General features: G+C 70.8%; 25 protein-coding genes. 10 read left to right on the top strand and 15 right to left on the bottom strand.

Annotated elements, in window-relative coordinates; genetic code table 11:
- Positions 1–16 precede the first annotated feature (16 nt).
- The gene (locus ACIBEF_RS22345; RefSeq protein ID WP_396795105.1) at positions 17–784 is read left to right on the top strand and encodes a helix-turn-helix domain-containing protein; all 768 of its coding nucleotides are present in this window, start codon (positions 17–19) and stop codon (positions 782–784) included.
- Between the two features lie 47 nt (positions 785–831).
- On the opposite strand, the gene ACIBEF_RS22350 is transcribed toward ACIBEF_RS22345, so the two are convergent.
- The 5 genes from ACIBEF_RS22350 to ACIBEF_RS22370 all read right to left on the bottom strand — a co-directional run bounded on the left by ACIBEF_RS22350 (position 832) and on the right by ACIBEF_RS22370 (position 7,846).
- Positions 832–3,666, bottom strand: coding sequence for a PQQ-dependent sugar dehydrogenase (locus ACIBEF_RS22350; protein WP_396795106.1), 2,835 nt, complete (start codon positions 3,664–3,666; stop codon positions 832–834).
- 88 nt (positions 3,667–3,754) lie between these two features.
- Positions 3,755–4,942, bottom strand: coding sequence for a ThuA domain-containing protein (locus tag ACIBEF_RS22355; RefSeq protein WP_396795107.1), 1,188 nt, complete (start codon positions 4,940–4,942; stop codon positions 3,755–3,757).
- A gap of 487 nt (positions 4,943–5,429) precedes the next feature.
- Positions 5,430–6,143, bottom strand: a complete 714-nt coding sequence (locus ACIBEF_RS22360) for an alpha/beta fold hydrolase (RefSeq protein WP_396795108.1) — start codon at positions 6,141–6,143, stop codon at positions 5,430–5,432.
- 103 nt (positions 6,144–6,246) lie between these two features.
- The gene (locus ACIBEF_RS22365) at positions 6,247–7,065 is read right to left on the bottom strand and encodes a lysostaphin resistance A-like protein (protein ID WP_396795109.1); all 819 of its coding nucleotides are present in this window, start codon (positions 7,063–7,065) and stop codon (positions 6,247–6,249) included.
- Positions 7,066–7,102: 37 nt separating this feature from the next.
- On the bottom strand, positions 7,103–7,846 hold the full coding sequence (locus ACIBEF_RS22370; protein WP_396795110.1) for an SAM-dependent methyltransferase: 744 nt from the start codon (positions 7,844–7,846) through the stop codon (positions 7,103–7,105).
- Between the two features lie 62 nt (positions 7,847–7,908).
- On the opposite strand from ACIBEF_RS22370, the gene mug reads away from it, so the two are divergent.
- Positions 7,909–8,478: a G/U mismatch-specific DNA glycosylase gene (gene mug / locus ACIBEF_RS22375; protein ID WP_396795111.1), complete on the top strand. Its 570-nt coding sequence runs from the start codon at positions 7,909–7,911 to the stop codon at positions 8,476–8,478.
- On the opposite strand, the gene ACIBEF_RS22380 is transcribed toward mug, so the two are convergent.
- Positions 8,475–8,978: an SRPBCC family protein gene (locus ACIBEF_RS22380; RefSeq protein ID WP_396795112.1), complete on the bottom strand. Its 504-nt coding sequence runs from the start codon at positions 8,976–8,978 to the stop codon at positions 8,475–8,477. The two genes, mug and ACIBEF_RS22380, sit on opposite strands and share 4 nt — an antisense overlap.
- A complete protein-coding gene (locus tag ACIBEF_RS22385) occupies positions 8,975–9,337 on the bottom strand; it encodes a metalloregulator ArsR/SmtB family transcription factor (RefSeq protein ID WP_396795113.1) in 363 nt (120 codons plus the stop codon). The genes ACIBEF_RS22380 and ACIBEF_RS22385 overlap by 4 nt, the downstream gene beginning before the upstream one ends.
- 112 nt (positions 9,338–9,449) lie before the next feature.
- On the opposite strand from ACIBEF_RS22385, the gene ACIBEF_RS22390 reads away from it, so the two are divergent.
- Positions 9,450–10,550, top strand: a complete 1,101-nt coding sequence (locus tag ACIBEF_RS22390) for a calcium:proton antiporter (RefSeq protein ID WP_112673580.1) — start codon at positions 9,450–9,452, stop codon at positions 10,548–10,550.
- A 77-nt stretch (positions 10,551–10,627) separates the two neighbouring features.
- Here the strand turns inward: ACIBEF_RS22390 and ACIBEF_RS22395 are convergent, their stop codons facing one another.
- Together ACIBEF_RS22395 and ACIBEF_RS22400 are read right to left on the bottom strand one after the other, a co-directional pair.
- Positions 10,628–11,884, bottom strand: a complete 1,257-nt coding sequence (locus ACIBEF_RS22395) for an RNA polymerase sigma factor (protein ID WP_396795148.1) — start codon at positions 11,882–11,884, stop codon at positions 10,628–10,630.
- 4 nt (positions 11,885–11,888) lie between these two features.
- On the bottom strand, positions 11,889–12,212 hold the full coding sequence (locus ACIBEF_RS22400; RefSeq protein ID WP_396795114.1) for a YciI family protein: 324 nt from the start codon (positions 12,210–12,212) through the stop codon (positions 11,889–11,891).
- A gap of 90 nt (positions 12,213–12,302) precedes the next feature.
- Here ACIBEF_RS22400 and ACIBEF_RS22405 point away from each other — a divergent pair, with 90 nt between their 5' ends.
- The 3 genes from ACIBEF_RS22405 (at position 12,303) to ACIBEF_RS22415 (ending at position 14,329) form a co-directional block, all read left to right on the top strand.
- Positions 12,303–12,506, top strand: a complete 204-nt coding sequence (locus ACIBEF_RS22405) for a hypothetical protein (protein WP_396795115.1) — start codon at positions 12,303–12,305, stop codon at positions 12,504–12,506.
- A 307-nt stretch (positions 12,507–12,813) separates the two neighbouring features.
- A complete protein-coding gene (locus ACIBEF_RS22410) occupies positions 12,814–13,557 on the top strand; it encodes a neutral zinc metallopeptidase (protein WP_396795116.1) in 744 nt (247 codons plus the stop codon).
- Positions 13,558–13,678: 121 nt separating this feature from the next.
- Entirely contained in the window at positions 13,679–14,329 is a 651-nt protein-coding gene (locus ACIBEF_RS22415) for an HAD family hydrolase (protein WP_396795149.1), read from the top strand.
- Between the two features lie 63 nt (positions 14,330–14,392).
- Here the strand turns inward: ACIBEF_RS22415 and ACIBEF_RS22420 are convergent, their stop codons facing one another.
- The 4 genes from ACIBEF_RS22420 to ACIBEF_RS22435 all read right to left on the bottom strand — a co-directional run bounded on the left by ACIBEF_RS22420 (position 14,393) and on the right by ACIBEF_RS22435 (position 19,877).
- The gene (locus ACIBEF_RS22420) at positions 14,393–16,948 is read right to left on the bottom strand and encodes an ABC transporter permease (protein ID WP_396795117.1); all 2,556 of its coding nucleotides are present in this window, start codon (positions 16,946–16,948) and stop codon (positions 14,393–14,395) included.
- Entirely contained in the window at positions 16,948–17,715 is a 768-nt protein-coding gene (locus ACIBEF_RS22425; RefSeq protein WP_396795118.1) for an ABC transporter ATP-binding protein, read from the bottom strand. The genes ACIBEF_RS22420 and ACIBEF_RS22425 overlap by 1 nt, the downstream gene beginning before the upstream one ends.
- Before the next feature lie 351 nt (positions 17,716–18,066).
- Positions 18,067–18,753, bottom strand: coding sequence for a response regulator (locus ACIBEF_RS22430; protein WP_396795119.1), 687 nt, complete (start codon positions 18,751–18,753; stop codon positions 18,067–18,069).
- 206 nt (positions 18,754–18,959) lie between these two features.
- Positions 18,960–19,877, bottom strand: a complete 918-nt coding sequence (locus tag ACIBEF_RS22435; RefSeq protein WP_357223810.1) for a PD-(D/E)XK nuclease family protein — start codon at positions 19,875–19,877, stop codon at positions 18,960–18,962.
- 140 nt (positions 19,878–20,017) lie between these two features.
- On the opposite strand from ACIBEF_RS22435, the gene ACIBEF_RS22440 reads away from it, so the two are divergent.
- The 3 genes from ACIBEF_RS22440 to ACIBEF_RS22450 are packed head-to-tail and all read left to right on the top strand — an operon-like array spanning position 20,018 to position 22,726.
- Entirely contained in the window at positions 20,018–21,109 is a 1,092-nt protein-coding gene (locus ACIBEF_RS22440; protein ID WP_396795150.1) for a site-2 protease family protein, read from the top strand.
- Positions 21,106–22,107, top strand: a complete 1,002-nt coding sequence (locus ACIBEF_RS22445) for a tRNA (adenine-N1)-methyltransferase (protein ID WP_396795120.1) — start codon at positions 21,106–21,108, stop codon at positions 22,105–22,107. The genes ACIBEF_RS22440 and ACIBEF_RS22445 overlap by 4 nt, the downstream gene beginning before the upstream one ends.
- A 46-nt stretch (positions 22,108–22,153) precedes the next feature.
- Positions 22,154–22,726 carry a hypothetical protein gene (locus tag ACIBEF_RS22450; protein WP_396795121.1) on the top strand — a complete coding sequence of 191 codons (573 nt, stop codon included), beginning with the start codon at positions 22,154–22,156 and terminating at the stop codon, positions 22,724–22,726.
- Between the two features lie 48 nt (positions 22,727–22,774).
- Here the strand turns inward: ACIBEF_RS22450 and ACIBEF_RS22455 are convergent, their stop codons facing one another.
- Positions 22,775–23,068, bottom strand: coding sequence for a ferredoxin (locus tag ACIBEF_RS22455; protein WP_266242041.1), 294 nt, complete (start codon positions 23,066–23,068; stop codon positions 22,775–22,777).
- A 178-nt stretch (positions 23,069–23,246) separates the two neighbouring features.
- Here ACIBEF_RS22455 and arc point away from each other — a divergent pair, with 178 nt between their 5' ends.
- Positions 23,247–25,031 carry a proteasome ATPase gene (arc, locus tag ACIBEF_RS22460; RefSeq protein WP_030332887.1) on the top strand — a complete coding sequence of 595 codons (1,785 nt, stop codon included), beginning with the start codon at positions 23,247–23,249 and terminating at the stop codon, positions 25,029–25,031.
- A 64-nt stretch (positions 25,032–25,095) separates the two neighbouring features.
- Here arc and ACIBEF_RS22465 read toward each other — a convergent pair whose 3' ends face one another.
- The gene (locus ACIBEF_RS22465; RefSeq protein ID WP_355007942.1) at positions 25,096–25,500 is read right to left on the bottom strand and encodes a GtrA family protein; all 405 of its coding nucleotides are present in this window, start codon (positions 25,498–25,500) and stop codon (positions 25,096–25,098) included.
- Positions 25,501–25,586 lie beyond the last annotated feature (86 nt).

Here is a 25,586-nt window from a genome sequence, read left to right on the forward strand (position 1 = left end):
GAGGATGAGTAGGGTCATGATCGTGTATGCGGTCGGGGAACTCCTGCGGCAGTGGCGCAAGCGCCGAGGGCTCAGCCAACTCGACCTGGCGATCGCCGCCGACGTCTCGGCTCGGCACGTCAGCCTGGTCGAGACCGGCAGGTCCACGCCGAGCGCCGACATGATCCTCCGGCTGGCCGAGCAGCTCCACGTGCCGCTGCGTGACCGCAACCACCTGTTGCTCGCCGCCGGCTTCGCGCCCCGGTACGCGCAGCGCCCGCTCGACGACGCCGCCCTGTCGAATGCCCTCGGCGCTGTCCGCAGGGTGCTGCGGGCGCATGAACCGTATCCGGCGCTGGTCTTCGACCGTCGGTGGAACATCCTGCTGACCAACCGCGCGGTCGACCCGTTCTTCGCGTACGTGGCCCCCGACCTGTTGCGGCCACCGGTGAACCTGGTCCGGCTCGGCCTGGACCCGCGCGGGCTCGCCTCGCTGGTCGTCAACCTGGCGGACGTGCGGGCGGTGTTCCGCAGCCGCATCTCACGCCAGCTCGCCGCAGCTCCGGACGCGGCGCTCGCCGCGCTCTACGACGAACTGCTCAGCCCCCAGCCCGAGGAGCCGACGGGCGACCGCGTCGACGCCGACGTGGTGCTCCCGATGATCCTCCGCGTCGGTGACCGAGAGCTGCGGCTCTTCTCGACCATCACCACGTTCGGCACCCCGACGGACATCACGATCGAAGAGATCGCCGTCGAGTCCTACTACCCCGCGGACGCGGAGAGCGCCGCCTACTTCACACGGTAGGGCCCGGCCTGGTCGGTTACCAGGCCGGGCCCCGTGCACATTCCCGCTCAGCCGGTGGTCAGGATGAACCTCTCCCAGGCCCCGACCGCCGTGCGGTTGGCGATCAGGGACCCGGCCCCGGCGTTCTCGGCGCACACGATCTGGTTGTTGACCGTGGCGCGCAGGCTCACCGTCCCATCCGAGTTGCTGATCAGCTGGAACGTCTCCCACGATCCGATCGACGCGGCGTTGGCGACCAACGCTGCGGCGCCCGCGTTCGTGGCCGAGACGTAGAGCCCGTTGGCGCGCGACCGCAGGGCGATGGCACCGTTGCCGGCGTCCACCCGGTCGAACTGTTCGGTCGGGCCACCGACGCTGGCCTTGTTGGCGATCAACGCGGTGGTGCCGACCGCCGACACGTACTGGTTGTTGACCTGCGCCCGCAGCGTGCTCACCGGCGTGGTGCTACCGGTGCCGGTCGCGAAGGTGAACGCGTCGACGTCGAACAGGTAGCCGGACCCACCCTTGAACACCAGGTACAGCGTCGTCGACGCGGTGGGCGGGTTGCTGATCGTGGCGGACACGTCGACGAACGTCTCCCAGTTGCCGGTCACCGGCACCGTGACGGTGCCCAGCAGGGAGCCGGTGGCCGACCCGGCCCGGACCTCGATGGTGCCGCCCGCGCCGGCCGACGACGCCCGGACGGTGATGCGGTTGGCGTTGGCCAGGTTGTACGGCTGGTACGAGATCCAGTCGTTGTTCTCGATGAATCCGGCGGTGCGGCCACCCTCGGCGTTGGTGTGGTCGGTGGCCTGGACGCCGGACTGAGCGCCGAAGTGCTCACCCTGGCGGTGCTTCGGTTGCAGGGTCTTGATGCTGTGCGTGGTCAGCCCACCGTTGTCGGTGTAGGCGGCGTCGAAGACCCCGTAGATGTTCGCCGCCGAGTCGTGCTCGCCGTCGGTCGGCACGGTGATCGAGCCACTGCACCCGTTCTTCGAGGTGATCTGGTGGGCGTGGCTGTCGTGGCCCAGCGCGTACGTCAGGCTCACCTTGGAACAGTCGATCGTGCCGTCCTGCGGGTCGCTCACCGAGATCTGGTACGACACCGTGTCACCGAAGCTGAACAACTGCCCGTCGGCGGGCGAGGTGAGCGTCACCGTCGGGGCCGTGTTGCCCACGGTGATGACCAGGCTCGCCGTGCCGGTCAAGCCATTCGGGTCGGTGACCCTCAACGTGGGGGAGTACGTGCCGTTCGTGGTGTACGTCTTGGTCGGGTTCGCCGCCGTCGACGTGGTGCCGTCACCGAACGTCCACAGGTAGCTCAGCGCCCCACCCTCGGGGTCCGAGCTGCCGGCCGACGAGAAGTTGACCGTCAACGGGTTGGCCCCGGACGTCGGGTTCGCCGAGGCGACCGCGATCGGGTTGCGGTTGCCGCCGCCGATGTACTCGATCCGGAACAACGCCTGGTTGTTCGAGCCGGTGCCGTAGTCCAGCACGTACAACGCGCCGTCCGGGCCGAAGGCCATGTCCATGACCTGCGTGCCGGACCACGGGAAGTTGGAGATCTCCCCGCGGGAGCCGTCGGAGTTGACCGCGATGGCCTTGATCCAACGGCGACCGTACTCGCCGGCGAAGAACTGGCCGTTGAGCGACTGCGGGAACTTGATGCTGGAGTTCAGCGACGCGTCGTACCGGTAGACCGGCCCGCCCATCGGCGACTCCGAGCCGCTGCCGAACTCCGACGGAGAACCGGAGTCGCCCGCGTACTTGATCCAGGCCGGCCTCGCCGCCGGAAGCGTGCCGAGCCCGGTGTTGCGGAACGAGTTGTTGGTCGGCCCGCCCGAGCAGTTGTACTTGGACTGCGACGGCCCGGACGGGAAGGTGTATTCGTTGTACGTTTCGGTGCTCGTGTTGCTGCCGGTGCAGTACGGCCAACCGTAGTTGCCGGCCGACGCGATGCGGTTGAACTCGACCTGACCGGAAGGGCCACGGCTGGAGTTCGTGGAACCGGCGTCGGGGCCGTAGTCACCGAGGTAGACGACGCCGGTGGCCTTGTCGACGCTCATCCGGAACGGGTTGCGCAGACCCATCGCGTAGATCTCCGGCCGGGTGTTGGCCGTGCCGGGAGCGAACAGGTTGCCCGACGGGATGGTGTACGTGCCGTCGGACTGCGGCTTGATCCGCAGCAGCTTGCCCCGCAGGTCGTTGGTGTTGCCCGCCGTGCGCTGGGCGTCGAACTGCGGGTTGCGGTCGGTCCGCTCGTCAAGTGGCGCGTAGCCGGACGACTCGAACGGGTTGGTGTCGTCGCCGGTGGTCAGGTACAGGTTGCCGGCGGCGTCGAAGTCCAGGTCGCCGCCGACGTGGCAGCACTGCCCACGGTCGTTGGCGACCTGGAGCACGATCTTCTCGCTGCTCAGGTTGAGCGTGTCGTCGCTGTTGAGGGTGAACCGCGACAGCCGCAGGTGCCCCTTCCACCGGTCCCAGTCCGACTGCGAGCCGGTGGTCGGCGCGTCCCCGGACGGGGTGCTCAACGAGGGGGAGTAGTACAGGTAGATCCACCGGTTGGTGGCGAAGCCGGGGTCGACGGCGACGCCCTGCAACCCCTCCTCGTCGTGGGTGTAGACCGACAGGGTGCCGGAGGTCTTGGTGTTGCCGGCCACGTCGGTCACCCGCAGCACACCGTTGCGGGCGGTGTGCAGCACCGAGCGGTTGGGCAGGACGGCCAGGGACATAGCCTCACCCAGCTCGGCCGAGCCGGTGGCGAGTTTGACCTGCTGATAGTCGGAGGCGGGGATCACCGCGGCCTGCGCGGTGGACGGTGCAGCCACAGCGAGGGCCGCGCTTGCGACAGCGAGAACCGCCGCGAAGAGCGCCCGGGGCCAGCGCCGGGGATACGAGAGCATGATCGTCCTTTCTCGACGACCGGGGGTGCGGGCGCGCGGGGGCGCACCACGACCAGGTGGGGGTGGTGAAGAACGGGCGGGGAGCAGGTCAGCTGGTGGTGACCAGGTCGAACTTCTCCCACTGGCCGATGGAGGTCCGGTTGGCGATCAACGGGGAGGCGCCCGCGTTGTCGGCGGAGACGTACCGGCTGTTCACAGTGGCCCGCAGGCTCACCGTGCCGTCGGAGTTGCGGACCAGCTGGAACGTCTCCCAGGAGCCGGCGCTGCCCCGGTTGGCGATCAGCGCTGCGGCCCCGGCGTTCTCGGCCGCGACGTACTGCCCGTTGCTCTTGGCCCGCAGCGCCACGTTGCCGTTGGCGAGGTTGACCAGGTCGAACCGCTCGCTGGTGTTGACCGAGGTCTTGTTGGCGATCAGAGCGGTGGTCGAGTTGGGCGCGCTGACGTACTGGTTGTTGGCCCGGGCCCGCAGGGTGGAACCGCTGACGGTGGGCGGCGGGGTGGTCGTGCGCGGCGAGCAGTCGGCGGTCACGGAGCCCGCGGCGACCTGGAGGCCACCGAGAAGCATCCGGGTGAAGTTCGGGTCGGTGTACGACGCCTCGGTGTGCCCGAGGCCGGTGTACCAGGCCCGTCCGCCGCCGTACGCCTTGCACCAGGTGATCGGGTGGTCGCCGCTCATGTTGCCGCCGCTGTAGGACGACTCGTCGAGGTTGGCGAGGACCCGAGCGGTGGACCGGGGGTTGGTGCGGTAGTTGTACCACTCGTCGGAGCGGACCCAGGTGGTGCCGAGGTGCGCGGTGGACGGGTTGGTGTTGTCCTCGATCCGCACTGTGGCGTTCTGGATCGCCGGGTGCGAGTCGAAGTACGCGCCGACCAGTTGGCCGTACCACGGCCAGCTGTACTCGGTGTCGGCCGCGGCGTGCACGCCGACGTAGCCGCCACCAGCGGCGATGTACGACTCGAAGGCCGTCTGCTGGCTGGCGTTGAGGACGTCGCCGGTCGTCGACATGAACACCACCGCCTGGTACTGGGCCAGGTTGGAGGTGGTGAACTGGGCAGCGTCCTCGGTCGCCGTCACGGTGAAGCCGTTGGCCGAGCCGAGCTGCTGGATCGCGGCGATGCCGTTGGGGATCGACGAGTGCCGGAAGCCGGCGGTCTTGCTGAACACCAGGACCTTGGTCAGTGGTGCCGCCGAGGCGGGTGTCGGCAGGGCGACCAGACTGGCCAGCATGACTGCCAGGCCGGTGACGAGTGCCAACAGGCGGGGACGGGAACGCATGGTGTTGCTCCTCTGCTGAGCGTCGACCTCAGGCCGGTGCGCATGGGCAGGCCAGGGGCCATGGTGGCGGTGGTGCGGAAGCCGGGCCGCCGATGCTCGGCTGAGGTGCTGCGGGGTGGTGGGGTGATGGAGGAGTGGTGGGGTGGAAACAGTCGATGACCTCGCCGAAACACTGTGGACGGTCAAAATTCATCGATTGGTATCGCTGACGCAGTAAACCTCCGATGTATGCGCCCCGTCAACCCCACCGGTTACGGCCCGGGTGCGCCCGCGCACGGCCCACGTCACGGTGGAGGTGGAACGCGTGGTCGGTGGCATGAGCACCGACGAAGATCGAGAACGCCTCGCAGGGCACCTCATGGCGCTGCCGGTCCGCGAGCTTGTCGACGTCCTCCGCCGTGCCCTAGCGCACTTCACCGAGGGATCCGCGTGCGCCCTGACCTGACCTGCAAAGACGACGGGACGTGGTACGGCTGGGCCCGGTCACCTATGCGGGCCTGCGGGTGCCAGTGGTCGCCATGAGGATGAGGTCGGCGATCGTCTCCGGGTGGGTGACCATGGCGAGATGCGACGACTCGACCTCGATGGTCGTGGCGTTCATCCGGTCGGCCAGAAACCTCTCCAGCTCCGGCGCGGTCGTGCGGTCCTGCGTGGAGATCGAGTAGTAGCAGGGCTTGTCCCGCCAGGCGGCCGTTGTCGTCCGGCCCGTGAAGAGGTCGTCGGCGATCGGCCCCTGCACCGCGTACAGAGCGCGGGCGCGGGCCTCGTCGACACCACCCGCGAAGTCGCTCAGGAAGGCGTTCTCGCTCAACTGTGCGTACCCGTCGTGGTGCACGAGGCCGGCGTTCGCCGGCGGCGTGGGGAACTTCGCGGCGAGCGCGGCGTAGTCCTCCCCGGCGTCCGGCGCGCGGGCCGCGACGTACACCAGGGCGGTAACCGTCGGATGATTGCCGGCCTCGCTGATGATCGTTCCGGCCCAGGAATGGCCCGCCAGCACGGTCGGCCCGTCCTGCCGGTCGAGGGCGCGGTTGGTGGCCGCGACGTCGTCGGCCAGCGAGGTCAGCGGGTTCTGCACAGCGGTGACCGTGAGCCCGGCCCGCTGCAGGATCGGGATGACGTCGGACAAGGAGGAGCCGTCGGCGTACGCGCCGTGGACCAGGACGACGTTGCGGGCCCTCTTGACCGAAGACGTGTCGCTCATCCGAAAACCTCCGCACGACGCCGTGCCGTCGCTCGCTCGTCGACAGCTCTCGTCCGCCACTCTTCCGCGCGCCGGTCGGACCGGTGGGCCGAATGCCCAGGCTTCAGCCGCTCTGGCGCGCCGGTTCCGGTGCGAGGGCGTTCCAGTTCAGGTGGTCGCGGTAGCGGTGCCGCAGGACGATCCAGCTGACCGAGAACGGAATGGCTCCCATGGCCACCACGCCCAGGACGGTCGCGCCGACCACCTCGAAGACCGCCCCGACGTCGCCGAACAGCTGAGCGACCGTCTGGAACGCGACGTGCAGGCCGATGCCGGCCCAGATGTCGCCGGTGGCGGCACGGAAGGCACCCACCAGCAACGCGAAGACGAAGAACAGCGCCAGCCGGTCGACGGATCTGGCCGCCCCGATGAGGAACCCGAACACGGTGAACAGCACCGCCTGCCCGATGACCGCCTGCCAGGCGGGCAGCCGGGTGGCGAGGTGGTGTTGCAGGTACCCACGGAAGACCAGTTCCTCCGGCAGCGCCTCCTTGAGGAAGACCAGCACGACCAGCAGCGCCGCCACCCGCAGGGCGTCTCCGACGGACGTCCGGACACTGATCTCGACCCAGCCGAGACCGAGGCAGAGCGTGAACCCCGCCGCGGCGGGGACGAGCCAGCAGGCCATCCCGAACAGCAGACGCCGCCAGCCGGCGCGCAGCGACGGCAACCCGAGGCCGGCCCAGGGCCGACGGTCCAGGACACGACGGGCGACGACCACCAGGGGTACGACGACAGCGGTGGTGAGGACCGCCCCGATCGCGTGGGTCAGTCGGTCGTAGTCCCGACCGAGCAGAGCGCCCAGGACCAGCCACACCAGCACGGCGGCACCGGCCACGACGAGGATCCGCCACGGCAGGGCGGGGCGAGATCCGGCGCTCACCACGCGCAGCGTAGCCAGCGGCGTCAACTGGTGACGGTCAGCGGCCGAGGACGAGGTAGCCGAGGCCGAGGACACCCCGGTAACCGCCGACGTACTCGCGCAACCGGTCGTCGAGCTCCGCGCGGACCTCGGCCGCACGGGGATCCTCCGGGTACGCCAGCAGCCACTCCTGCCGCCCGGCGAGCCAGGTGGACTCGAAGTCATCCCACTCCCGCTGATCGGCGGTGCTCAGGTGCAGCAACCGCCAGCCCCGCTGAAGGGCGGCCTCGACCAGCCCGGGCAGGGTCGGGACCTCCGGACCGAAGACCTCCGCGATCTCCGCCGTGGGGGACCGCTCCCAGTACGCGTCGCCGAACAGCAGCCGCCCACCGGGTCGGACCACGGCGGCGAGGGCGTCGAGGGCAGTCTCGGTGCCGCCGAAGGCGTGTGCCGAGCCGATGCAGAGAACCCGGTCGGCCGGCTCCTGCCAGGTCGCCGCTTCCCCCATCACGAAGGCGACGTGCCGGTTCAGCGACCGCCCCGCGGCCAGCCGCCGCCCTCGGTCGAGCGCGGCCTCGTCGGTGTCGACGCCGACGCCGCGCGTCGGAACCGGGCCGGAGACACCACCGGCGGCGACCGCCCGCAGCAGCAGCTCACCCCAGCCGCAGCCGAGGTCGAGCACACGCGCGCCGGGCCGGACGTCGAGCCGCTCCAGCAGCAACGCGGCGTGCTCCGGCGAGAGTGGAGTGTTCCAGCGCATCCGCGCGTAACGGCTGGCGGCGAGGTGGTCGGTTGACTGCATCCGTTGAGGGTGTCAAAGCGTGCGCCGGGTGCGGCACCGGGGCGTGCGGCAGGATCGGTGGGATGGACGCGCAGAGACCGGGGCCGGCGCGGCGGCCGACCCCGCAGGAGGTGGCGGCGGCGGCCGGCCGGGGTCTGCCGGACATCATCGGCCCCGGGCTGCGTGTGCTGTTCTGCGGCTTCAATCCGGGCCTCTACTCGGCCGCCGTGGGGGAGCCGTTCGCCCGCCGGGGCAGCCGATTCTGGCCGGCCCTGCACGGGGCGGGCTTCACCGACCGCCAACTGCACTCCTGGGAACGCGACGAGCTGCTGCGGCAGGGCCTGGGCATCACCAGCCTGAGCAACCGGGCCACCGCCCGCGCCGCGGAGCTGACCTCGGAGGAACTGGTGGCCGGGGTGACCGGGCTGGCGGTGAAGGCCGAGCGCTACCGGCCGCGGTGGGTGGCGATCCTCGGGGTGAGCGCGTACCGCATCGCCTTCGCCCGACCGAAGGCCGGGCTGGGCCCGCGACCGGACCGGCTGGGCCCGGCCCAGGTCTGGGTGCTGCCGAACCCCAGCGGCCTGAACGCGCACTTCCCGCTGCCGGCGTTGACCGCCGAGTTCGCCAGGCTGCGGCGGGCCCTCGACTCCTAACCGGCCGCGGCGACCAGCCCCTGGTAGTAGGGCTGCATCGCCGGGTGGTAGTCGTCGAACTCGGGACGGGGCGAACCATCCCGGGAGGCGACCAACATGTCCAGGTAGTACTCCCAACCGGCGCCCACCTCGGCGATGCCCTCCACGCTGCTCAGGTGCTGCACGAACCGCAGCTCGGTGGTGCCGTCGGTCTCGGTCAGCGACAGCTCCAGCAGCCAGCTGCCGTAGTCGTCGACCATCGACACGGCAAGGCGCTGCCGCGGTTCGCACGCGTCGATGCGCATCTCGCACCAGGGCTGCTGCTCCTCGTACGCCATCTGGACCCGGATGGTCCGGCCGGGGCCGGCGTCGCCCTCCCACGGGCCGAACCAGCGGGCCGTACGCTCGGACTCGGTCAGGCTGGCCCAGACGTCCGCTGCCGGAGCGCGGAAGGTTCGGGTGAGGACGAGATCGTGGCCGGAGTCGGTGTGAAACAGGCGTCCGGCGGGTGTGCGGGTCATGCCGTGTGCTCCCTTCGGTGCTCCACCGGGCCGCGGCTGCGGCGCTCTCGGCGGGTGCGATAGACCTCGGTCTCCAACGCGTCGAGGTGCCGCTCCCACCGGTCGGTGGCCGCGAGCGCGGCGAGCCAGTCGACCAGCGGGGCGAGCGGGCGCGGATCGAGTCGGTAGATCCTCTGTCGGCCGACCATCTCGTCGTGCACCAGACCGCTCTCGCGCAGCAGCCGCAGGTGGCGGCTGATCGCGGGTCGGCTGATCACGAATCGCTGCGCGATGTCACCAGCGGACAGCGGCTCGTCGCGCAGCAGGGTCAGGATGTGCCGCCGTACCGGGTCCGCGATCGCGGTGGCCACCTCGTTCACCTGGAAAGCGTAACCTATGGGTTACGCGTTGGCGTGGCGAAGGCCACGGACGGCCGTATGTCGCCGCGTCGATGGTGGGCACATGATCACTTGACCTGGCACTCTGTATGGCATGGCCGCCCTCCTTCGCTCCCGCCTGACCGACTGGACGTTCGTCGTACCTGTGCTCGCCGTCCTGATATTGATGGTCACCTGGGGGCGGAGCCTGCCTGGGCCCGTCATCGTGGTTGTCGCGGTGCTGCTGGGCGGCGCGGTGCTCGCGGCGGTGCACCACGCGGAGGTGGTCGCCCACCGGGTGGGAGAGCCGTACGGGTCCCTCGTGCTCGCCGTCGCGGTCACCGTGATCGAGGTGGCCCTGATCGTCACGCTCATGATCAGCGGGCCGGAGAAGACCCAGTCGCTCGCCCGGGACACCGTCTTCGCCGCCGTCATGATCACCTGCAACGGAATACTGGGTCTGTCCCTGCTGCTCGGGGCGCTGCGTCGCCGCGTCGCGGTGTTCAACCCGGAGGGCACCGGCGGAGCCCTGGCGACCGTGATCACCCTGGCCACCCTGAGTCTGGTCATCCCCAGCTTCACCACGGCCCGCCCCGGCCCGGAGTTCAGCCCGGCCCAACTCGTCTTCGCCGCCGTCGCGTCGCTGGCCCTGTACGGGCTGTTCGTGCTCGTGCAGACCGGCCGGCACCGCGACTACTTCCTGCCGGTCGACAGCCGGGGCAAGGTCATCGAGACGGAGGAGCACGCCAAGCCGCCCACCACCCGCGCGGCGATGGTCAGCCTGGGCCTGCTGCTGGTGGCGCTGGTCGCGGTCGTCGGCGACGCCAAGACGGTCTCCCCGACCATCGAGGCCGGGGTCGCGGCGGCGAACCTGCCACACGCGTTCGTCGGCGTGATCATCGCCCTGCTGGTGCTGCTGCCGGAGACCCTGGCCGCCGCCCGCGCCGCCCGCCGAGACCGCGTCCAGACCAGCCTGAACCTCGCGCTCGGCTCCGCGATGGCCAGCATCGGCCTGACCATCCCGGCCATCGCGATCGCCTCGATCTGGCTGGACGGCCCGCTGCTGCTCGGCCTCGGCGGCACCCAGCTCACGCTGCTCGCGCTCACCGCCGTGACCGCCGTCCTCACTGTGGTGCCCGGCCGGGCCAACGTGTTGCAGGGCGGCGTACACCTGGTGCTGATGGCCGCCTTCGTCTTCCTGGCCGCCAGCCCGTGATCCGCACGGCCCGCCGGTTCAGCCCGTGACCCGCACGGCCCGCCGGCTCGTTCCGTGACCCGCACGGCCCGTGCGGGTCAGCCGGCGGGCGGCGGGTCGCCCGCGAGGCGCTCCGCGCGGGCGTTCAGGTAGCGCTGCTGCGCGAGGTTCGTCGAGCGCGCCGCCGCCATCCGGTACGCCTCCCGCGCGGCGACCCGCTCGCCCTCCAGCTCCCAGAGGTGGGCGCGGGCGGCCGGCAGCCGCGGGTCGTCGGCGAGACGGGGGTCGTCGGCCAGGTCGGCGAGCAGCGCCAAGCCGGCTGGCGCGCCCCGGCTCATGGCCACCGCCACCGCGTGGTTGAGCGCCACCACCGGGTTGTCGGACATTCCGAGGAGCACCTCGTACAGCGCGGTGATCTGTGGCCAGTCGGTGGCCGCCGCGCTGGGCGCCTCGTCGTGCACGGCCGCGATGGCCGCCTGGAGCTGGTACGCCCCGACCACCCCGCGCGGCAGTGCTCCGGTGATCAGCTCGACGCCCTCGGCGATCTGGTCGGCCCGCCACCGGGAGCGGTCCTGCTCGGCCATCGGCACCAGCTCACCGTGCGGGCCGATCCGCGCCGGCGCGCGGGCGTCGGTGAGCAGCATCAACGCGAGCAGCCCGGTGACCTCGGGGTCCTCGGGCACCAGCCGGCGCACCAGTCGGGTCAGCCGGATCGCCTCGGCGGTCAGGTCGGCGCGCAGCAACCCGGGCCCGGCGGTGCGGGCGTACCCCTCCGTGAAGATCAGGTAGAGCACGTGCAGCACGGCGGCGAGCCGGTCGGCGCGCTCCGGACCGGTGGGTGGCGCGAACCGCAGCCCACTGTCACGGATCCGCTGCTTACCCCGACTGATCCGCCGGGTCATCGTCGCCTCCGGCACCAGGAAGGCGCGCGCCACCTCGGCGGTGCTGAGCCCGCCCACCGCCCGCAGGGTGAGCGCGATCTGCGACGCCGCCGACAGCGCCGGGTGGCAGCACAGGAACAACAGGATGAGCGTGTCGTCGGCGTCCCCCTGCGGACGGTCGGCGGCGGGGGCGCTCCAGTGTTCCGGCAGCACCCACCGGGCCACCGTGTCCTCCCGTCGCATCCGGGCCTGCTCGCGACGAAGCAGGTCGGTCAGCCGACGGGACGCCACGGTGATCAGCCAGCCACGCGGATTTTCCGGTACGCCGTCGCGCGGCCAACCGTGCGTGGCGGCGATCAGCGCCTCCTGCACCGCGTCCTCGGCCGTGTCGAAGTGCCCGTAGCGGCGGACCAGCGCGCCGAGGACCTGCGGCGCCAGTTCGCGCAGCAGGTCCTCGGCGGGAGTCTCCGGCACCGGGTCAGCCGGCCAGGTCCTCGACACCGTCGAGCACCGGGCGCACGTCCACGTACCCCCCGGGGGCGTCCGGGTCGACCAGGCCGGCGGCGATCTCGGTGGCCCGGTCGAAGCTGGCGCACTCCACGATGGTGTAACCGGCGAGGACCTCCTGTGTCTCCGGGTACGGGCCGTCGGTGACCACTGGCGCCCCCTCGCGCACCTGGACCCGGCGGGCGTGCACCGGCTCGCTCAGGCCCCGGGCGAGGCACCACCCCGGCACCCAACGAAACGTCGAACCCAACCCCCGCCCTCCGGACACGCCACCCCAACCCGAATCGGTGATCATGAAGTTAGCGTCACGACACGCCGAGCGGGATGACGCCAACTCCATGATCACCGGGGTTCGGGGGTGGTGGGTGGGGCTTAGGTTGGCGGGGTGACTGTGGTGTGGGTGGTGGTGGGGGGTTTCGTCATTGCGGCGGGGGTGGCGTACGGCGTTGTGGCTCGGCGGGGGCGAGCGGACGTCGGGGACGATCCGGCGGCTGGGCGGGAGGCTCGGGGTCGCCAGCACAGGTACGAGGCCGAGCGGCACGGTGACCAGGGTGACACCTGGCATCGCGGTCGGGAGTCGGGCGGTTGAGCGACGCTACTGGCCGTACGAGCGGCGGAGCCGGCCGTTGATCAGGTAGTTGAGGCGGTGGCGTAGGTGCCCGAGGGTGCTCTCGCTCGAGGAGGTCGCCGTCGGTGGAGAGCGTCCAGCGCAGCGTGCGCCGCGCAGACCCGCTTCCCGTGGGCCGCGCAGAGCCGCCGCCCCTTTGCCGCCAGAACAGCACCGAGCTGATCGGCGTGAACCGTCCGTCCGCACCCTGCGTAGAACCGGTGATGGGCGTGGCGGTCGTATCGTCGGGGTACATCGCCGCGCGAGCACCGATGTCTGGGGAGGCACAGTGGGGGCACGGTTCGGACGCGACGCGCGGGGCCCGCTGGCGGGACTGCTGATCGCCGCTCTGGTCTCCCTCGCCTGCGCGGGCGGTGGGCTGGCCGAGCCGGAGGCCGAGCGCCCCCGGGCGAACCCGCCGGCAGCGTCACCGGGACCGGACACCACCCGGGCCGACAGCACCACCAGCGTCGCCGAGTTCGAGCAGGACGTCGCCGACGCGCAGGCGATCGCCGAGCGGTACTGGGCGGCCCAGTTCAAGGAATCCGGGCAGCAGTTCCGACCGATCCGGCGGATCATCCCGTACCAGCGTGACGGCGAGGTGTCCTGCGGCGGCCAGGCGTTGCCCCGCAACAACGCCGTCTACTGCTCGCAGGGCGACTTCATCGCGTACGACGTGGCGTGGTCGGTGGCGGCGTTCCGCGAGGTCGGCGACGCGTTCGTGTTCTACCTGCTCGGGCACGAGTACGCGCACGCCATCCAGGTGCGGCTGGGCATCAACTACAGCTTCACCATCCAGCAGGAGTTGCAGGCCGACTGCATGGCCGGGGCGTACCTCGGCGACTCGGTGCGCTCGGGGACCCTGACCCTCGCCGAGGGCGACCTGGACGAGTTCCGGGAGGGGGTGGCGGCGGTCGGCGACGACCCGGACCAGCCGTGGTTCGCGGAGGGGGCGCACGGCACCGCCGAGCAGCGCACCGACAGGTTCTTCCGGGGTTACGAGGGTTCCCTGAAGGAGTGCGACCTGGGCTGAACGGGGTTGTCCGGATCACCCTGGCGCCCGTTGCCGCCACGAGCCCCTGCGGCTGCTGGCAGGATCGCCGGTGTCGGTCACGACCCTGGAGGTTCCGCTGAGCAGCCATCACCCCGCCGCTGTGCTCTTCGACATGGACGGCACGTTGGTCGACAGCGAGAAGCTGTGGGACGTCGCGTTGCAGGAACTCGCGAAGGAGTACGGCGGGGAACTCTCCGTCGACGCCCGCCAGTCGACCATCGGCACCGCCATGGCCGAGTCGATGCGCATCCTGCACGACGACCTGGGGCAGCCCGAACGGGATCCGGAGATCAGCGCGGCGTGGATCAACGCCCGGATCCTGGAGCTGTTTCGCACCGGTCTGCCCTGGCGGCCGGGCGCGTTCGACCTGTTGGGTGCGGTCCGCGCGGCGGGCATCCCCACCGCGCTGGTGACCTCCAGCCCCCGGGCGCTCGTCGAGATCGCCCTGGACACTCTCGGTCGGGACAATTTCGACACGGTGGTCGCCGGCGACGAGGTGGTGGCGGCCAAGCCGCACCCCGAGCCGTACCTGACCGGCGCCCGGCTGCTGGGTGTGCCGATCGAGCGGTGCGTGGCGATCGAGGACTCACCGACGGGGGTGGCCAGCGCGCTCGCCTCGGGCGCGGCGGTCCTGGCCGTACCGGCGGAGGTGGCGTTGCCGAGCACTGTCGGCGTACACCAGGTGGAGAGCCTGACCGGTGTGGACCTGGCGCTGCTCGCGGCGCTGTTGACAGATCGGGCCGCTGCCTGAACGAACAGAAAGGGAGGCCCTGCTGACGCGCTCGCGTCAGCAGGGCCTCCCTTTTTCGCCCGATCAGTCGTGGGCGATGGCGCCCAGGACGTTGATCCGGGCCGCCCGGATGGCCGGGAGCACCGCGGCCACCACGCCGATGATGGCGGCCAGGCCGAGGAAGACACCCATCTGCCCCCAGGGCAGGATCAGGTCTGTGATGCCCTCGTCCTTGAGGGCCTCGACCACAGCGGCGCCGAGGCCGGTGCCCACCACCACGCCGAGCAGCGCGCCGAACACCGAGATCACCACCGCCTCCACGGTGATCATGCCCATGGTCTGGGACCGGCGGAGACCGATCGCCCGCAGCAGACCCAGCTCGCGGGTCCGCTCCAGCACTGACAGGGCCAGGGTGTTGATGATGCCCAGCACGGCGATCACGATGGCCAGCGCGAGCAGGATCTGGATCATCGTGAGCAGCCCGTCGAGCGAGCTGGTCTGCTGCTTGATGAACGCGTCCCGGTCGGCCACCGACACCTCGGGGCTGTCCGCGAGCAACGCCTCCACCTGCGGCTGGACGTCGGACACCCGGGTGCCCGGGTCCAGTTGGATGAAGCCCTGGATGGGCTGCGGGATGGCGAAGTCCTTCGCCGCGGTCGCCGGCAGCGTCACCGGGTTGGTCAGCTGCGACGACTCGTAGATGCCGCTGATCGTGTAGGTGCGTGCCTCGCCCCGGGTCAGTTGCACGTTGACCGTCGAGCCCACCGACCAGCCACGGGACGTGGCCGTGTCCGAGCTGGCGAGCATCTGGGTCGGCCCGAGCCGGTCGATGTCACCGGCGGTCGGCTTCGCGCCGAAGATCTGCCGCAGCGACGCGATGTCGCTGCTCGCCGCGACCCAGGTGCTCTCGCCGTCGATCCGGCCCATGTCGCCGTATTCGCCGTCGACCAACCGCACACCGGGCAGGGCCTTGGCCTGGTCCAGCACACCCGGGTCGAAGGTCGGCGGACGCGGGCCGCCCTGCTGACCGGCGATCACCAGTTCGGCCTTGATGGTGTCCTGGGCGAGCGCGCTGATGCTGCCCTTGGCCGAGTCGAGGATCACCGTGACGCCGGTGACCAACGCGATGCCGACCATCAGCGCGGCGGCGGTGATCGCCGTACGACGTGGGTTGCGCCCGGAGTTGAGCCGGCCCAGCTTGCCCGGCACCGACCAGGAGAAGATCACGCCCAGCAGGCTCACCACCGGCCGGCTGATCAACGGGGTCAGCAGCGCCACCCCGATGAAGGCGAACAGCACGCCACCGAGGATGGTCGACAGCGTCTGACCGCCGGCGTTGCCGCTGAGCCCGAGGAACAGCAGCACCGCGCCGATGCCGGTGACCAGCGACCCGGCGACCGTGACCTTGGTCAACGGCCGGTCCGGGGTGGCCACGTCCTGCATGGCCGCGATCGGCGGGATCCGGGACGCCCGCAGCGCCGGCAGCAACGCCGCCACCACGGTGATCACCAGACCGACGGCGAACGAACCGATCACCGCGGCCGCCGGCACGCCGATCCCGGCCAGGGTGAGCCCGCCGGCCAGCTTGCCGAACAGGAGGGCCAACAGCGCGCCCACCCCGATGCCGGCGGCGAGGCCGAGCACCGACGCGATCAACCCCACCGCGATGGCCTCCAGCACCACCGAACCGATGATCTGCCGTCCGCTGGCCCCGATGGCGCGCATGAGCGCCAACTCCCGGGTCCGCTGCGCCACGATGATCGAGAAGGTGTTGAGGATCAGGAAGGTGCCCACCAGCAGCGCCACCGCGGCGAAGCCGAGCAGGATCTTGTTGAAGAAGGACAACCCCTCCTTCAGACTGGCCGAGGCGTCCGCTGCCACCTCCTTGCCGGTCTTCACCTCGAAGTCCGCGCCCAGGGTGCGGGCCACGTCATCGCGAAGCTTCTCGTCCGAAACCCCGTCGGCGGCCTGCACGGTGATGCTGCTGAACACGTCCGGCTCGCCCAGCATCAGCCGCTGCGCCACCGGCGTGGTGAAGAAGACCTCGTTGACCCCGCCGATCGAGTCCCGGTCACCGCTGTACCCGAAGACGCCGACCAGGGTGAAGTCCCGCTTCTTCGACTCGAACGCGGTCAGCACACCGACCCTCTGGCCGACCTGCACCTTCGCTGCCGTGGCCAACGCCTTGTTGATGACGATCTCGTCCTCGGCCTGCGGCGCGCGCCCCTCACGCAGCTTCAACAGATCGCTCTCGCCGGTCCAGTTCTCGCCCAACTGCGGCGGGCCGAACGAGGTGACGACCTTGCCGTTGCTGCCGATCACCCGGGCGCCGTCGGCGTTGACCACACCGGTCGCCGAGGCCGCCCCCGGCACCTGCTTCACCCGGTCCACCAGGGCGGCCGGCAGCGGGGCGGCGGTCTGCTCGCCCTCCAGCTCGTTGACCTGCACCTTCGGCTTCGCCGCGACGTTCACGTCGATCTCGGAGAAACCGTCGGCGAAGACCGAGTCGAAGGAGCGGCCCAGCGTGTCGGTGAGCACGAACGCGCCGGAGACGAACATCACCCCGAGCACCACCGCCAGGCCGGACAGGATCAGCCGGACCTTACGGGCCAGCAGACTCTTCAGCGTCGCGCGGAACATCAGTTGCCCACCTCGGCCGCAGTGTCCAGCTTCTTCATGGTGTCCAGCACCGTCTCGGCGGTCGGCTCGACCAGCTCCGAGACGATCTCACCGTCGGCGAGGAAGACCACCCGGTCGGCGTACGCGGCGGCCGTCGGGTCGTGGGTGACCATCACGATGGTCTGGCCGTGCTCCCGGACCGAGTTCCGCAGGAAGTTGAGCACCTCCGCGCCGGAGCGCGAGTCCAGGTTGCCGGTCGGCTCGTCCGCGAAGATCACCTCGGGGCGGGAGACCAGCGCCCGCGCGCACGCCACCCGCTGCTGCTGCCCACCGGAGAGCTGCGCCGGGCGGTGGTCCAGCCGGTCCTTCAGCCCCACCGTCTCGATCACCGTGTCGTACCAGGCCGGGTCCGGCTTGCGTCCGGCGATCGACAGCGGCAGCAGAATGTTCTCCTTGGCGGTCAGCGTCGGCAGCAGGTTGAACTGCTGGAAGATGAAGCCCACCTTGTCGCGCCGCAGCTTCGTCAGCCCCGCGTCGCCCAGCCCGGTGACGGTCGTCTCACCGATCGACACCGTCCCCCGGGTCACCGAGTCCAGACCGGCCAGGCAGTGCATCAGCGTCGACTTACCGGAACCCGACGGGCCCATGATCGCGGTGAAGCGGCCACGTTCGAACTCCGCGCTGACCCCCCGCAGCGCGATGACCTGAGCCTCGCCGCTGCCGTACACCTTCCACACGTCGTTCGCCCGGGCCGCGGCCTGCGCCTGCTGGCCTACCGTCGCGGTCACGTCATCTACCTCTTCCGTCTGTCCGAAAATGCACGCCGCCCCCCGATGGTCCGGCGCGACTGTTCAATCATCGGTGCCGAATACGCCCGCCCCGTCCGACCCTGGGGGGACCCGGAGCGGATTTCCCGCTGCGGGTGCACCCCCATATCGCATCAGGGTTGCCCCTGAGTCGACGGCCGGTCGACCGTTTTTCCACACAGCGGCGGCAGCACCGACACGTGCACCTGACGCCACAGGAGGGTCAACCGAACCGAGCCGTCTGCGGTCACGGTAGGTGACGACCGCAACGCCGGCCGTCCCCCCACGGAGGGATCTTCGAGTACGCCGGGTGAGGTACCTCAGCCGGCGCACCTACGCCCGGGGGCGGACCAGCCCCGACTCGTACGCCAGCACCACCGCCTGCACCCGGTCGCGCAGCCGCAGCTTGGTCAGCACATGCCCGACGTGTGTCTTGATGGTGGTCTCGCTCACCGACAGGACCGTCGCGATCTCGGCGTTGGACAACCCTCGGGCGACCTGCACGAGCACCTCGCGCTCCCGGTCGGTGAGCGCGTTGAGCGCAGCCGCCGGCGTCGCCGCCGGGTCGGGCAGCAGGTCGGCGAAGCGGTCGAGCAGTCGCCGCAGGATCCGAGGCGACACCACCGCGTCCCCGCCGGCGACAGTGCGGATCGCCGCGATCAGATCCTCGGCCGGCACGTCCTTGGCCAGGAACCCGCTGGCGCCGGCCCGCAACGCGCCCACCACGTACTCGTCCAGGTCGAAGGTGGTGAGGACCAGCACCCGTACCGGCAGCCGGGCGTCGACGATGGCCCGGGTCGCCGCCACCCCGTCCATCCGGGGCATCCGGATGTCCATCAGGACGACGTCGGGCAGCAGCCGGCGGGACAACTCCACCGCCTCCACGCCGTCACCGGCCTCCGCCACCACGTCCAGGTCGCTCTCGGCGCCCAGCACCATCCGGAACCCGGTCCGCAGCAGCGGCTGGTCGTCGGCGAGCAGGATCCGCACCGGCCGCGCCGAGGGCGCCTGAACGCTCATCTGCTGCTCTCCCGTCCCGCCGACGTCGTGGCGCGCACCGGTCATCCTCGCGCACCGGAGCCGGTGCGTCGCGGATCACCGTAGAGGCCAGCCGGTCGTCCTGTCCCGACCGCGGCGGCACCGCTGCTGTCGGGTCTTCGGCGTGCGGCAGGCGATTCCGGCGGCCGGAATCGCCGCGCCCGGCGTACGCGTCGCTCAGGAGGCCGTCACTCGTCGGCGCCCGGCGCGACCGGAGTGGCCGCCCGGGAGTCGCGCAGCGGGTCGGCGCCCGCCGCCGCGACCGGGAACGGCGGCGGGGTGCCGCCGAAGCTGGGACAGAGCGCCTGGTGGCTGCACCAGTCGCAGAGCCGGCTCGGCCGGGGCCGGAAATCCTGCCGGGCGGTGGCCTGCTCGATCGCCCGCCACAGCGCCACCACGGTGCGTTCGAAGCGGACCAGCTCGTCGGCGTCCGGGGTGTAATCCAACACCTCGGCGTCGCGCAGGTAGAGCAGACGCAGCACCCGGGGCACCACCCCCCGGGTGCGCCACAGCACCAGGGCGTAGAACTTCAGCTGGAACAGCGCCCGCGCCTCGAACGCCTCCCGCGGCGCACCCCCGGTCTTGTAGTCGACGACCCGCAGCGCGCCGTCCGGAGCGACGTCGAGCCGGTCGAGGTAGCCCCGGATCAGCAGCTCCTCGTCGACGACCGCGGAGATCAGGCTCTCGCGCTCGGCCGGCTCCAGCCGGGTCGGGTCCTCCACCGCGAAGTAACCCTGCAACAGCCCGGCGGCCGAGCGGAGGAACTCCACGGGGCCGGCCGGCTCCGCGCCGTCGAAGATCCCGGCCAGCTCGGGCTGCTCGGTGACCAGCCGGTCCCACTGTGGGGCCACCAGGTCGCCGGCCGCCTCCGGTGTGCGGCCGGTGGCCGGCAGGTCGAAAAGGCGCTCCAGCACCGCGTGCACCAACGTGCCCCGGGCCTGCTCGATGGTGGTGCGCTCGGGCAGCCGGTCGATGCTGCGGAACCGGTAGAGCAGCGGGCAGGTCTTGAAATCCGCCGCCCGCGACGGGGACAGCGAGGCCCGGACCGTCGGCGGCGCCTGCGCCGCGGGGGAGGGTTGGGGGGTGGTGACCGATTCCGCCGTCATGTCGGCAAAGGTTAGGGCACCGGTGTGACACCGCCCGCCGCCCGCCCCGCCCAGCGACGGTCCGTAGCATCGTGGCGATGGAGCAGACAACCAGGCCGCCGCGCCGACCGGACCGACGTCTCGGCCTGAACGTCGGCAAGGTGTTCGGGGTGCCGCTGTACCTCAACGGCTCCATGGTCCTGCTCGCGGTGCTCATCGCCGTGCTGTACGGCGAGTTCGCCCGCCGACAACTGGACCTGCCGCAGCTCAGCGGCTACCTGATCGGCTTCGGGTTCGTCGTGTCGCTGCTCGGCTCGGTGCTGCTGCACGAGCTGGGCCACGCCCTCACCGCCCGGCGGTACGGCATCGGTGTGCGCGGGATCACCCTGGAGCTGCTCGGCGGTTACACCGAGATGGACCGCGACGCCCCGTCGCCCCGCGTCGACCTGCTGGTCTCGTTGGCCGGCCCGGCGGTCTCCGCTGTGCTCGGCGTCCTGGCGGTCGCCGCCACGCTCGCCCTGCCCGAGGGAACGGTGGCGCACCAGCTCGCCTTCCAGCTCGCGGTCAGCAACGTCATCGTGGCCCTGTTCAACAGCCTGCCCGGGCTTCCGCTCGACGGCGGCCGGGCGCTGCGCGCGGCGGTGTGGGGGCTGACCCGCGACCGGCACCTCGGCACCGAGGTCGCCGGGTGGGCCGGCCGGATCGTCGCCGTCGGCACCGCGGCCCTGGTGGTGCTGCTCACCGTCGAGCGGCGGCTGGCGCCGCTGGCGCTGCCGCTGATGCTCCTGGTCGCCATCACCCTCTGGCGTGGCGCCGGGCAGTCGATCCGGGCCGCCCGGGTCAGCCGCCGGTTCCCGCTGATCGACCTCTCCCGGCTGGCGCGTCCGGTCTGGCCGGTGTCCACCGGAACGCCACTGGCCGAGGCCCAGCGCCGCCGCGCCGAGAGCGGGCAGCCCGACGCCGCGCTGGTGGTCACCGACTCCACCGGTCGACCGGTGGCGTTGGTCGACCCGGCCGCCGCCGACGCGGTGCCGGTCGAGCGCCGACCGTGGTTGGCGGTCGACGCCGTCGCCCGGTCGCTGGGCAGTCTTCCCACGTTGTCGCTCGGGTGGGACGGCGAGCGGGTGATGGAGGCCGTACAGACCTACCCGGGCGCACAGTACGTGGTGACGTCAGGCGAAGATGTCGTCGGCATTCTGCACATCGCGGACCTGGCACAGCTCCTCGAACCCAACCGGAAGATGACACCGTGACCGCAACTCCCTCCACCGTCGCCGCCGACTCCGCCAGCCGGGCGCTGACACCCGTGCACCGTGGGCCGTTCCGGCCCGGGGACCGGGTCCAGCTGACCGACCCCAAGGGGCGGATGCACACCGTGACGCTGGAGCCCGGCAAGGAGTTCCACACCCACCGCGGCATCCTGGCCCACGACGCGCTGATCGGGCTCCCCGACGGCAGCGTGGTGACCACCTCCGGTGGGGGCACCGCCTTCCTGGCCCTGCGGCCGCTGCTGTCGGACTACGTGCTGTCCATGCCGCGCGGCGCGCAGGTGATCTACCCGAAGGACTCGGCGCAGATCGTGGCGATGGGCGACATCTTCCCCGGCGCGAAGGTCCTCGAGGCCGGCGCCGGCTCCGGCGCGCTGAGCTGCTCCCTGCTGCGAGCCGTCGGCACGGAGGGCGAGCTGCACTCGTTCGAGGTACGCGACGACTTCGCCCAGATCGCCAAGCGCAACGTCGAGGCGTTCTTCAACGGGCCGCACCCCTCGTGGAACCTGCACGTCGGCGACGTCGCGCAGTGCCGGGAGACCGGCTTCGACCGGATCATCCTGGACATGTTGACCCCCTGGGAGACCCTCGACATGGTCGAGCGGGCGCTGGTGCCCGGTGGGGTGTTCATCGGCTACGTCGCCACCACACCGCAGCTGTCCGAGCTGGTGGAGGCGCTGCGCGAGCGGGGCGGCTGGACCGAGCCCCGGGCCTGGGAGTCCCTGGTGCGCGACTGGCACGCCGAGGGCCTCGCCGTCCGTCCGGACCACCGGATGATCGCGCACACCGCCTTCCTGGTGTCCGCCCGCAAGCTGGCCCCGGGGGTCACCGCGCCGCCGCGTCGCCGCAAGCCCAGCAAGGGCACCGAGGCGTACGCGCAGCGCCGTCAGGACCTGCGTGAGGCGGAGGCGGCCCGACAGGCCGCCGCCGCGCAGGCGGCGGGCGCGCAATCCAACGGTGCGGGGGAGATGGACAGGCCGTGACCATCGAGCTGGGTGTCGGCAGCGCCGAGCAGGGGGAGACGCTGGCATGAGCCGACCGGGCTACGGCGGTGGAGACCTCCCCGCGGTCTTTCCCGACTGGTCGCCCTACCAGGACCTGGAGTCGGCGGCGCGGGCCTACCTGCGCGACCCGGACGTCGCCCTGGAGGCGCTCGGCGGCGTGCTGCGCGGCGCGTCGGTGCTCGGCTTCACCCTGGAACGCTTCGTCAACGAGGTCAACGGGGTGTGGCAGGAGGTGGTGGTCTGCGATGGCAGCCGGCTCATCCTCTGGCACGGGGAGGACGTACCGCCGGAGGAGGGCCCTCCGGGCTCGATGACCTCGTCGCTGCGGGTGGTGCCGGTCTCCACCGTCACCGAGGTGGGCTGCCGGCGGCGGCTCAACCGTGCCGAGAACGGCGAGATCCGGGTCGACAGCATCGACGTCTACCTGCTGCTGACGTCGTTGGACGAGGCGCCGCCGAGTGAGGAGATGCCCGGCACGCCCCGGCACGACGCGTTGCGCTTCGGCAAGACCCTCGACGACGGCGGGGCCGGGCAGATCGCCCGGTTGGAGGAGTTCGCGCGGTTGGTCGCCTCGGTGGTCGGCCGCCCGATGCTCTGAGGCGTACCCCGTTCTGGACCGGCCGGGCCGCGCGGCCCGGCCGGTGGGTCAGTCGTCCTCGGCGTCCGGGCCGGCGACCTCGACGCCGTCGCCGCGCACCACGTGGATGCAGTCGCCCGGGCACTCCTTCGCGGAGTCGATCACCTCGAGTCGCAGGTGCGCGGGGACGTCGACCCGGCTGCCCGGTGCCATCCGCAGCTCACCGTCGACGCCCTTGACGTAGGCCAGGCCGTCGATGTCGAACTCGAACACCTCCGGCGCGTACTGCACGCAGAGCCCGTCGCCCGTGCAGAGGTCCTGGTCGACCCAGACCTGCAATTCGTCGGTCGCGACCTCGGCCACCTGTGCACCCCCCATGTTCTCCCGTGCCACGCTCCGACGGTACCCGAACGCCGGTAACGGCCCGTCAGGCCACCCTTGGCGATCAAGGTTCAGTGACGAGGGTGTTGCGTGGGACCGAATCGGCCTCATAGCGGCTAGTGTTAGGGCAGAACGTTCAAGCCCCCCGGGGAGGTGGGACGTGGCAGCACGTAGCGACGACGCGGACTCGCGCGCCGCACGGTGGGAGAAGGAAGCCCACGATCTCTCCACGCAGGTCGCGTTCCTGCAAGAGGAACTCGCCCTGGTGCGGCGGAAGTTGACCGAAAGCCCCCGACACGTCCGGCAGCTCGAAGAGCGGCTGGCGGCCACCCAGGCACAGTTGGCGCGGCTGACCGAGAACAACGACCGGCTGGTGAGCACCCTCAAGGAAGCTCGCACGCAGATCGTGACGCTCAAGGAGGAGATCGACCGGCTCGCGCAACCGCCGAGCGGTTACGGAGTCTTCCTGGCCAAGCACGAGGACGGCACGGTGGACGTGTTCACCGGTGGCCGCAAACTACGGGTCGCGGTCTCGCCCTCGCTCGATGTGGGTGACCTGCGGCGCGGCCAGGAGGTCCTGCTCAACGACGCGCTCAACATCGTCGACGCGTTCGGTTACGAGCGGGTTGGCGAAGTGGTGATGCTCAAGGAGATCCTGGAGGGGCCGAACGGCGGGCCGGGCGACCGGGCTCTGGTGGTCTCCCACTCCGACGAGGAGCGCATCGTGCACCTCGCCGAGACGCTCATCGGCTCGGCGATCCGGGCCGGCGACTCGCTCATGATCGAGCCCCGTTCGGCGTACGCGTACGAGCGGATCCCGAAGAGCGAGGTCGAGGAGCTGGTCCTGGAGGAGGTGCCCGACGTCGACTACGGCGACATCGGTGGCCTCCAGTCGCAGATCGAGCAGATCCGCGACGCGGTGGAGTTGCCGTTCCTGCACGCGGACCTGTTCCGTGAGCACCAGCTCCGTCCACCCAAGGGCATCCTGCTCTACGGCCCACCCGGCTGTGGCAAGACGCTCATCGCCAAGGCGGTGGCCAACTCGCTGGCCAAGAAGATCGCCGAGCGGCAGGGCAAGGAGAAGCACACCAGCTTCTTCCTCAACATCAAGGGCCCGGAGCTGCTCAACAAGTACGTCGGTGAGACCGAGCGGCACATCCGGCTGATCTTCCAGCGCGCCCGGGAGAAGGCCGGCGAGGGCACGCCGGTGATCGTGTTCTTCGACGAGATGGACTCGATCTTCCGAACCCGTGGCTCCGGTGTCTCCTCCGACGTGGAGAACACCATCGTTCCGCAGCTGCTCAGCGAGATCGACGGCGTGGAGGGGCTGGAGAACGTCATCGTCATCGGCGCCTCCAACCGGGAAGACATGATCGACCCGGCGATCCTGCGCCCCGGTCGCCTCGACGTGAAGATCAAGATCGAGCGACCGGACGCCGAGGCGGCCAAGGACATCTTCTCCAAGTACATCCTCTCCGGGCTGCCCCTGCACCCGGACGACCTGGCCGAACACGGCACCGACCCCCAGGCCACCGTCGCGGCGATGATCGACGCCGTGGTGCTGCGGATGTACTCAGAAACCGAGGAGAACCGATTCCTCGAGGTCACCTACGCCAACGGTGACAAGGAAGTCCTCTACTTCAAGGACTTCAACTCCGGCGCGATGATCCAGAACATCGTCGACCGGAGCAAGAAGATGGCCATCAAGGAGTTCCTCACCTCGGGTCGCAAGGGGCTGCGCCTTCAGCACCTGCTCGACGCCTGCGTCGACGAGTTCCGCGAGAACGAAGACCTCCCCAACACCACCAACCCCGACGACTGGGCGCGCATCTCCGGCAAGAAGGGCGAGCGGATCGTCTACATCCGCACGCTCGTCTCCGGCGGCAAGGGCGCCGAGGCCGGCCGGTCCATCGAGACCGCCAGCAACACCGGCCAGTACCTCTGACCCCAGCAGCGAGGGTGCCCACCATCCGGTGGGCACCCTCGCTGCGGGTATTTCAGGGCGGCGGTCAGGCAGCGAAGATCCACCGCTTCGACACCACGTAGTTCGCCGCCGACAGCGACGCCGTCACCAACAGCTTCGCCAGCAGGTACGGCGTGCCCGCCCAGGTCAACGCGGACACCAGCACCACGTTGGCGGTCAGGTTCGCGAGGACCAGCGCGAAGTAGCGCCCCACCTGCGGCACCATCTGGGCGGACGAGCCGAACGACCACGCCCGGTTCAGCCCGAAGTTGACCCAGAACGAGGTCAGGAACGACATCCCGGCCGCAACCGGCAGGACGATCCGGAGAACTCCGTGGTACACGAAGAGCGATCCCGTGTCCACGGCGACGCTCAGACCCCCGACGACCAGGAACCGCACAGCGCTGTGTCGGGACAGGTGGCGGACGGACTCGGCAACAGGTGACAGCAAAGAGTTCTCCAAGGGGGGACCCGGAGCGGTGAGGACGACGAGGGAGTCTATCGTCTGTCCATCTACCCAGCGGGGCCTGCCCGCGC

The sequence above is a fragment of the Micromonospora sp. NPDC050795 genome (assembly GCF_044456785.1).
In the GTDB taxonomy this organism is placed as follows: domain Bacteria; phylum Actinomycetota; class Actinomycetes; order Mycobacteriales; family Micromonosporaceae; genus Micromonospora.

Excerpts from the sequence above, each read along its gene's own strand:
- ACIBEF_RS22390 (WP_112673580.1), top strand. The coding sequence starts at position 9,450 with ATGGCCGCCCTCCTTCGCTCCCGCCTGACCGACTGGACGTTCGTCGTA.
- ACIBEF_RS22345 (WP_396795105.1), top strand. The coding sequence starts at position 17 with ATGATCGTGTATGCGGTCGGGGAACTCCTGCGGCAGTGGCGCAAGCGC.
- ACIBEF_RS22400 (WP_396795114.1), bottom strand. The coding sequence starts at position 12,212 with ATGATCACCGATTCGGGTTGGGGTGGCGTGTCCGGAGGGCGGGGGTTG.
- ACIBEF_RS22350 (WP_396795106.1), bottom strand. The coding sequence starts at position 3,666 with ATGCTCTCGTATCCCCGGCGCTGGCCCCGGGCGCTCTTCGCGGCGGTT.
- ACIBEF_RS22450 (WP_396795121.1), top strand. The coding sequence starts at position 22,154 with ATGAGCCGACCGGGCTACGGCGGTGGAGACCTCCCCGCGGTCTTTCCC.
- ACIBEF_RS22380 (WP_396795112.1), bottom strand. The coding sequence starts at position 8,978 with ATGACCCGCACACCCGCCGGACGCCTGTTTCACACCGACTCCGGCCAC.
- ACIBEF_RS22435 (WP_357223810.1), bottom strand. The coding sequence starts at position 19,877 with ATGACGGCGGAATCGGTCACCACCCCCCAACCCTCCCCCGCGGCGCAG.
- ACIBEF_RS22360 (WP_396795108.1), bottom strand. The coding sequence starts at position 6,143 with ATGAGCGACACGTCTTCGGTCAAGAGGGCCCGCAACGTCGTCCTGGTC.
- ACIBEF_RS22430 (WP_396795119.1), bottom strand. The coding sequence starts at position 18,753 with ATGAGCGTTCAGGCGCCCTCGGCGCGGCCGGTGCGGATCCTGCTCGCC.
- ACIBEF_RS22420 (WP_396795117.1), bottom strand. The coding sequence starts at position 16,948 with ATGTTCCGCGCGACGCTGAAGAGTCTGCTGGCCCGTAAGGTCCGGCTG.
- ACIBEF_RS22355 (WP_396795107.1), bottom strand. The coding sequence starts at position 4,942 with ATGCGTTCCCGTCCCCGCCTGTTGGCACTCGTCACCGGCCTGGCAGTC.
- ACIBEF_RS22370 (WP_396795110.1), bottom strand. The coding sequence starts at position 7,846 with ATGCAGTCAACCGACCACCTCGCCGCCAGCCGTTACGCGCGGATGCGC.
- mug (WP_396795111.1), top strand. The coding sequence starts at position 7,909 with ATGGACGCGCAGAGACCGGGGCCGGCGCGGCGGCCGACCCCGCAGGAG.